The organism is Actinokineospora pegani, assembly GCF_009745975.1.
In the GTDB taxonomy this organism is placed as follows: domain Bacteria; phylum Actinomycetota; class Actinomycetes; order Mycobacteriales; family Pseudonocardiaceae; genus Actinokineospora; species Actinokineospora pegani.
In genome coordinates, this window is the sequence record NZ_WHOL01000090.1 from 1 (window position 1) to 7,761 (window position 7,761).

A 7,761-nucleotide genomic window follows, 5' to 3' on the forward strand; every position below is an offset into this window, starting at 1 on the left:
GGCAAGGTCGTGTGGGTGTTCCCGGGGCAGGGTTCGCAGTGGGTCGGGATGGGGCGTGAGCTGTTGGACGCCTCGCCGGTGTTCGCGCAGCGGGTCGCTGAGTGCGCTGTCGCGCTTGGGCGGTGGGTCGACTGGTCCCTTGTGGACGTTCTGCGTGGTGACGTCGAGCCGGGGCTGTCGGACCGGGTGGATGTGTTGCAGCCCGCTTGTTTCGCGGTGATGGTGGGTTTGGCGGCGGTGTGGTCGTCGGTCGGTGTGGTGCCGGACGCGGTGGTGGGGCACTCGCAGGGTGAGATCGCGGCGGCGTGTGTGGCTGGTGCGTTGTCGTTGGAGGACGCGGCGCGGGTGGTGGCGTTGCGCAGTCGGGCCATCGCCGCCGAGTTGTCCGGGCGCGGTGGCATGGCGTCGGTGGCGTTGGCCGTCGACGAGGTGGCCGCGCGGTTGGCGCCGTGGGCCGGTCGGGTCGAGGTCGCGGCGGTGAACGGCCCCGCCTCCGTCGTGGTCGCGGGCGACGCCGCGGCGCTGGACGAGGTCGTGGCGGCGTTGGCGGGCGAGGGTGTCCGGGTGCGGCGGGTGGCCGTGGACTACGCCTCGCACACCCGCCACGTCGAGGACCTGCGCGACACGCTGGCCTTGGCGCTGGCGGGCGTCGACGCCCAGGCGCCGACGACCCCGTTCTACTCCACCGTCACCGGCGGCTGGGTCCAGGGCGCGGGGGTCGTCGACGGCGGGTACTGGTATCGCAACCTGCGCGACCGGGTCGGGTTCGGCCCGGCCGTGGCCGACCTGCTCGGGCAGGGGCACAAGGTCTTCGTGGAGGTCAGCGCGCACCCGGTGCTGGTCCAGCCGGTCGCCGAGGTCGACGGCGCGGTGGCGATCGGGTCGCTGCGCCGCGACGACGGCGGCCTGCGGCGGCTGCTGACCTCGATGGGCGAGCTGTTCGCGCGCGGCGTCCGCGTCGACTGGGCGCCGGTGGTGCCCGCGTCGACCGGCTGGGTGGACCTGCCGACCTACGCCTTCGACCGCACGCACTACTGGCTGGAGAGCACCGGCTCGACCACCGACGCCGCCACGCTCGGGCAGGCAGGCACCGGGCACCCGCTGCTCGGCGCGGTCGTCAGCAGCCCGAACTCGGCGGGGCTCACCGCCACGGCGCGCTGGACGCCCCGGACGCTGCCCTGGCTGGCGGACGGCCTGGTGCCGAACTCGGCCCTGGTCGAGGTGGCGTTGCGGCTCGGCGACCTGGCCGGGACCCCGGCCCTCGACGTCCTGACCGTCGACGAGCCCGTGGTCCTGCCCCGCGACCTCCAGGTCGTCGTCGGCGCGCCCGACGGCACCCGGCGGCGCGCGGTCGAGGTCTACTCCCGCCCCGTGGGCGCCGAGCTGGACACCCACTGGAAGCGGCACGCGCACGGCGTCCTGGCCCCCGCCGCGGTCGAGGTGCCCGCGGCCACCGGGCCCGCCACCGAGGTCACCCTGGACGAGATCGACGCGGACCGCTACGGCATCCACCCCCTGCTGCTCGACGCCGCCGTCCGCACGGCCGTCCCCGCAGGCACGCTCCCGGCCGTGTGGACCGGCGTGTCCCTGCTGGCCTCCGGAGCCGCCGCGCTGACCGTGCGACCGAGTGGGACCGGTCTGGTGCTGGCCGATCCCACCGGGCAGCCCGTCATGGCCATCGGCGGGCTCGTCGGCACGCCGTTCGCCGGGGTCACCGACGCGCCGCCCGCCGACTCCCTGTTCCGCGTCGAGTGGACCGGGCTGTCACTGCCCACTGTGGACGAGTCGCCGAACGCCCTCCGGCACGACGTCACCGCCGCCGACCCCCGCGCGGCGGTCGGCGAGGCGCTGGCCGTGATCCAGGCGTGGCTGGCCGACCCGACCACGGCCGGGACCCGGTTGGCCGTGGTCACGGGGGACAGCGCCGACCTCGGCGCGGCGGCCGTGTGGGGTCTGGTGCGCTCGGCCCAGTCGGAGCACCCCGGCCGGATCGTGCTGGCCGACCTGGACGACCCCGCCGCGCTGCCCGCCGTGCTGGCCAGTGGTGAGCCGCAGGTCCGGGTCCGCAACGGCGTCGCGCAGGTGCCGCGCCTGGCGCGGGCGCCGTTCCCCGAGACCCGGCAGCGCCCGCTCGCCCCCGACGGCACCGTGCTGATCACCGGTGGCACCGGGACGCTCGGCGCGCTGACCGCCCGGCACCTGGTCACCGAACACGGTGTCCGGCACCTGGTCCTGGTCAGCCGCCGCGGCCACGCGCCCGACCTGCGCGACGAGCTGACCGCCCTGGGCGCGTCGGTCACCGTCACCGCCTGCGACACCGCCGACCGGGACCAGGTCGAGGCCGTCCTGCGCGCCATCCCGGCCGAGCACCCGCTCACCGCCGTGGTGCACACCGCCGGGGTCCTCGACGACGGCGTGCTCACCGAGCTGACCCCGGAGCGGGTCGACACCGTGCTGCGCCCCAAGGTCGACGCCGCGCTGCACCTGCACGAGCTCACCCGCGACCTGGACCTGGCCGCGTTCGTGCTGTTCTCCTCGGCGGCGGGCGTGCTGGGCAACCCCGGCCAGGGCAACTACGCCGCCGCCAACGCCTGCCTGGACGCCATCGCCCAGCACCGCCACGGCCTCGGCCTGCCCGCCGTGTCCGTGGCCTGGGGCTACTGGGCCGAGATCAGCGGCATGACCGAGCACCTCGGCGCCGCCGACCTGCGGCGCACCGAGCGCACCGGCATGGTCGGCCTCACCGCCGCCGAGGGCCTGGCCCTGCTGGACGCCGCGCTGGGCGTCGACGACGCCTGCCTCGTCGCGGCGAGGTTCGACGTCCCCGCCCTGCGCGCGTCGGCGGCCCAGGGCCCCGTCCCGCCGCTGCTGCGTGGCCTCGCCCCCGCACCGCGCCCGGCCGCCCGCGCGAGTGGCGGATCACTCGCCGGGCTGGGCGTCGCCGAGCTGGTCGAGCTGGTCCGGCGGCACGCCGCCGAGGTGCTCGGGCACACCGGCGCCGACGCCGTCCCCGCGGGCCGGACCTTCAAGGCGTCCGGGTTCGACTCGCTGACCGCCGTCGAGCTGCGCAACCGGCTGGCCTCCGCCACCGGGCTCACCCTGTCGCCGACGATGATCTTCGACTACCCCAGGCCCGCCGCGCTCGCCGAACACCTGCGCGCCAAGCTCGTCGGCGAGTCGCCGGGGCAGGCCGAGCCCAGCGGCCCGGCCACCACCGAGGAGCCCATCGCGATCGTGGCGATGTCCTGCCGCTTCCCGGCGGGCGTGCACAGCCCCGAGGACCTGTGGCGGGTGGTCGTCGACGGGGTCGACGCCGTCACCGAGTTCCCCGACGACCGGGGCTGGGACCTCGACCGGCTGTTCGACGCCGACCCCGACCACGCGGGCACCAGCTACGTGCGCCACGGCGCGTTCCTCGACGACGCCGCCGGGTTCGACGCCGCGTTCTTCGGCATCTCGCCGAACGAGGCGCTGGCGATGGACCCGCAGCAGCGGCTGCTGCTGGAGACGTCCTGGGAGGCCTTCGAACGGGCCGCGATCGACCCGACCACGCTCGCCGGGCAGGACGTGGGCGTCTTCGTCGGCGTCAACAGCCACGACTACAGCACGCGGATGCACCGGGCCCCCGGCGTCGAGGGCTACCGGCTCACCGGCGGCTCGGGCAGCGTCGTCTCCGGCCGCGTCGCCTACCACCTCGGCCTGGAGGGCCCGGCCATCACGGTGGACACCGCCTGCTCGTCCTCGCTGGTCGCGCTGCACCTGGCGGCGCAGGCGCTCAACCGCGGCGAGTGCTCGATGGCGCTGGCGGGCGGTGTGATGGTGATGGGCACCGAGGAGACCTTCGTCGAGTTCTCCCGCCAGCGCGGCCTGGCGCCCGACGGCCGGTGCAAGGCGTTCGCGGACGGCGCGGACGGCACCGGCTGGTCCGAGGGCGCGGGCCTGCTGCTGGTGGAGAAGCTGTCCGACGCCCGCCGCCGGGGGCACCGGGTGCTAGCGGTCGTGCGCGGGTCGGCGGTCAACTCCGACGGCGCGTCCAACGGCCTGACCGCCCCGAACGGCCCTTCGCAGCAGCGCGTGATCCGCAAGGCCCTGGCCCGGGCCGGTCTGCGCGCCGCCGACGTGGACGCCGTCGAGGCGCACGGCACGGGCACCACCCTGGGCGACCCGATCGAGGCCCAGGCCCTGCTGGCGACCTACGGCCAGGACCGGCGGGCGGACCGGCCGCTGTGGCTGGGGTCGGTGAAGTCGAACCTCGGGCACACGCAGGCGGCGGCGGGCGTGGCGGGCGTGATCAAGGTGGTCATGGCCATGCGGCACGGCGTCCTGCCCAGGACCCTGCACGTGGACCGCCCTTCGTCCAATGTGGACTGGTCCGCGGGTGCGGTGGAGCTGGTGACCGAGAACCGCGAGTGGACGCGAGCCGGTCACCCGCGCCGGGCCGGGGTGTCCTCGTTCGGCATCGGCGGCACCAACGCCCACGTCGTCGTCGAAGAAGTCACCGAAGAAGTCACCGACCGGCCCGCCACCCCGGAACCCGCCCGCGTGCTGGTCCCCGTGTCCGCGCGGACCGCCGCCGGGCTGCGCGGCCAGGCCGACCGGCTCGCCCGCTTCCTCGACGACCGGCCCGACGTGCGCCTGGTCGACGCCGCCCAGGCGCTCGCCACCACGCGCGCCCACCTCGACCACCGCGCGGTCGTCCTGGCGTCCGACCGCGGGCGGCTCAGCGCGGACCTGGACGCCCTCGGGCGGGGTGCGGCGAGCCCCGCGGTCGTCTCCGGCACCCCGGTCGCGGGCAAGCTGGCCGTCCTCTTCACCGGCCAGGGCAGCCAGTGGGCGGGCATGGGTCGCGCACTCGCCGAGACCTACCCGGTCTTCCGCGACGCGTTCACCGCCGCGTGCGCCGCCGTCGAGCAGCACTTGCGCGGCCATCTGGCCCGCCCGCTGAGCGAGGTCGTGTTCGCGTCCGGCAGCGACCTGCTCGACCAGACCATGTACACCCAGGGCGCGCTGTTCGCCGTGGAGACGGCGCTGTTCCGGCTCTTCGAGTCCTGGGGCGTGCGGCCCGACCTGCTCGCGGGCCACTCGATCGGCGAGATCACCGCCGCGCACGTCTCCGGCGTGCTGGACCTGGACGAGGCGGGCACGCTGATCGCCGCGCGCGGCCTGCTGATGCAGACGTTGCCCGAGGGCGGCGCGATGGTCGCCGTCCAGGCGACCGAGGCCGAGGTCGCGCCGCTGCTCGACAGCACGGTGTGTGTCGCGGCGGTCAACGGCCCGGACTCGGTCGTGCTCTCCGGCGCCGAGGCAGCCGTTCTCGCCATCGCCGCCGGTCTGGCCGGTCGCGGCCGCAAGACCCGGCGGCTGGCGGTCAGCCACGCCTTCCACTCGCCGCTCATGGCGCCGATGCTCGACGACTTCCGCGCGGTCGCCGAGAGCTTGTCCTACCGGCCCGGCTCGCTGCCCGTCGTCTCCACGCTGACCGGCGACCTCATCGCGGACGGGCGATTGGCCACCGCTGACTACTGGGTCGACCAGGCGCGGAACACCGTGCGCTTCGGCGACGCCGTCACCGCGCTGCGCGACCAGGGGGCGACGACGTTCCTGGAGATCGGTCCGGGCGGGGTCCTCGCCGCGATGGCGCTGGGCACGCTCGGCGGACCGGAGCAGAGCTGCGTGGCCACCCTGCGCAAGGACGGCGCCGAGGTCGCTGACGTCCTGACCGCGCTGGCGGAGCTGCACGTGCGCGGCGTCGAGGTCGACTGGTCGGCCGTGCTCGGCGGGCGGGGCGGGGCCACCGGGACCGAGCTGCCCACCTACGCGTTCCAGCACCAGCGCTACTGGGTCGGGTCCGGCGGGAGCCGGGCGAACGGCACGGGCGCGCTCGTGGAGATGATCGTCAACGCGGGGGCCGAGGTCGGGTGCGGCAGCCTGGAACAGGTCGTCGTCGAGTCGCCGCTGCCCGGGGAGAGCCAGGTCCGGGTGACCGTCGACGCGCCCGGCCAGGACGGCCGCCGCCCGGTCACCGTCCACAGTCGACTTGTCGACGCGGGTGCGTGGACGTGCCACGCCCGCGCGGTGCTGGTCCCCGGCCTGCCGGAGCCCGCGTTCGACCTCCGGTCGGGGCATGACAAGCAGATCGCGCTCCCGGACGACCTCGCCGACCACGCCGCGGCCTACGCCCTGCACCCGGTGCTCCTCGACGCCGTGCTGGACACCCTGCCCGGCGAGGCGACGGGTTTCGACGCCGTGGCGGTCTACGCCGAAGGCGCCGCGGCGCTGCGACTCCGCGTCACCTCGACGCCGGACGGCAGGCGCCTGGTGGAACTCGCGGACTCGACCGGCGAGCCGGTCGCCCTGCTCGGGCCGGTGACCCTGGGCGCGGCGCGCGTCGAGACCGCGCGGGTCGAGCCGCGGCAGGCGCCGCTGGCCCGGCGGGTCGTCGTGCCGGGGGAGACGGGCGCGTTCGCTGACCGGCTGGCCGGGCTGTCGGCCGCCGAGCAGCACCGCGTGGTGCTGGACCTGGTGCGCGAGAGCACCGCCGTCGTCCTCGGCCACCGCGAGTCGGACGGGTTCGACACCGACCAGTCCTTCCAGGGCCTCGGCTTCGACTCCCTGAGTGCGGTCAAGCTCCGCAACCGCTTGCGCGACCACACGGGTGTCGACCTGCCCAACACGCTGGCCTTCGACTACCCGACACCGGCCCTGCTCGCGGCCTACCTGCGGGCCGAGCTGCTGGGCGAGCGCCCGGCCGCGCCGGTGGCCGCCGCTGGGGCGTTCTCGAACGAGCCGATCGCGATCGTGGCGATGAGCGTCCGGCTGCCGGGCGGGGTGGACAGCCCCGAGGCGCTGTGGGAGCTGGTGGCGCAGCGGCGGGACGCGATCTCCGGCTTCCCGGTCGACCGGGGCTGGGACGTCGAGGGCCTTTACCACCCGGACCCTGCCCACGCGGGCACCAGCTACACCCGCTCGGGCGGGTTCCTCCACGACGCCGCCCAGTTCGACGCCGGGCTGTTCGGGATCTCGCCACGTGAGGCGCTGGCGATGGACCCGCAGCAGCGGCTGCTGCTGGAGACCTCGTGGGAGGCGCTGGAGCGGGCGGGCATCGACCCGCTGTCGGCCAAGGGCCGCGACATCGGCGTCTTCACCGGGATCGTCCACCACGACTACGTGACCCGGCTGGACCGGGTGCCCGAGGACGTCCAGGGCTACCTCATGACCGGCACCGCCTCGAGCGTGGCCTCCGGCCGGGTGGCCTACACGTTCGGCTTCGAGGGTCCGGCGGTCACGGTGGACACGGCGTGCTCGTCGTCGTTGGTGGCGATGCACTTGGCCGCGCAGGCGCTGCGGTCCGGTGAGTGCTCGATGGCGCTCGCGGGCGGCGCGACGGTGATGTCCAGCCCGGACGCCTTCCTGGAGTTCTCGCGCCAGCGCGGCCTGTCGGCCGACGGGCGCTGCAAGGCCTACGGGGAAGGCGCGGACGGCACCGGGTGGGCCGAGGGCGTGGGTGTCGTCCTGCTGGAACGGCTGTCGGTCGCCCAGGAGCGCGGGCACCCGGTCCTGGCGGTGCTGCGCGGCAGCGCGGTGAACCAGGACGGGGCCTCCAACGGCCTGACCGCCCCGAACGGGCCGTCGCAGCAGCGGGTCATCCGCAGCGCGCTGGCGAACGCCGGGCTCACCGCGTCCGATGTGGACGCTGTCGAGGGGCACGGCACGGGCACGGCGCTGGGCGACCCGATCGAGGCGCAGGCGTTGCTGGCCACC

General features: G+C 75.5%; 1 protein-coding gene. It reads left to right on the forward strand.

Going from position 1 to position 7,761, the window contains the following annotated elements; all coding sequences use genetic code 11:
- Positions 1-7,761, forward strand: a 7,761-nt coding sequence (locus GCL84_RS15595) for a type I polyketide synthase (RefSeq protein WP_235926291.1), incomplete at both ends; no start/stop codon positions are given.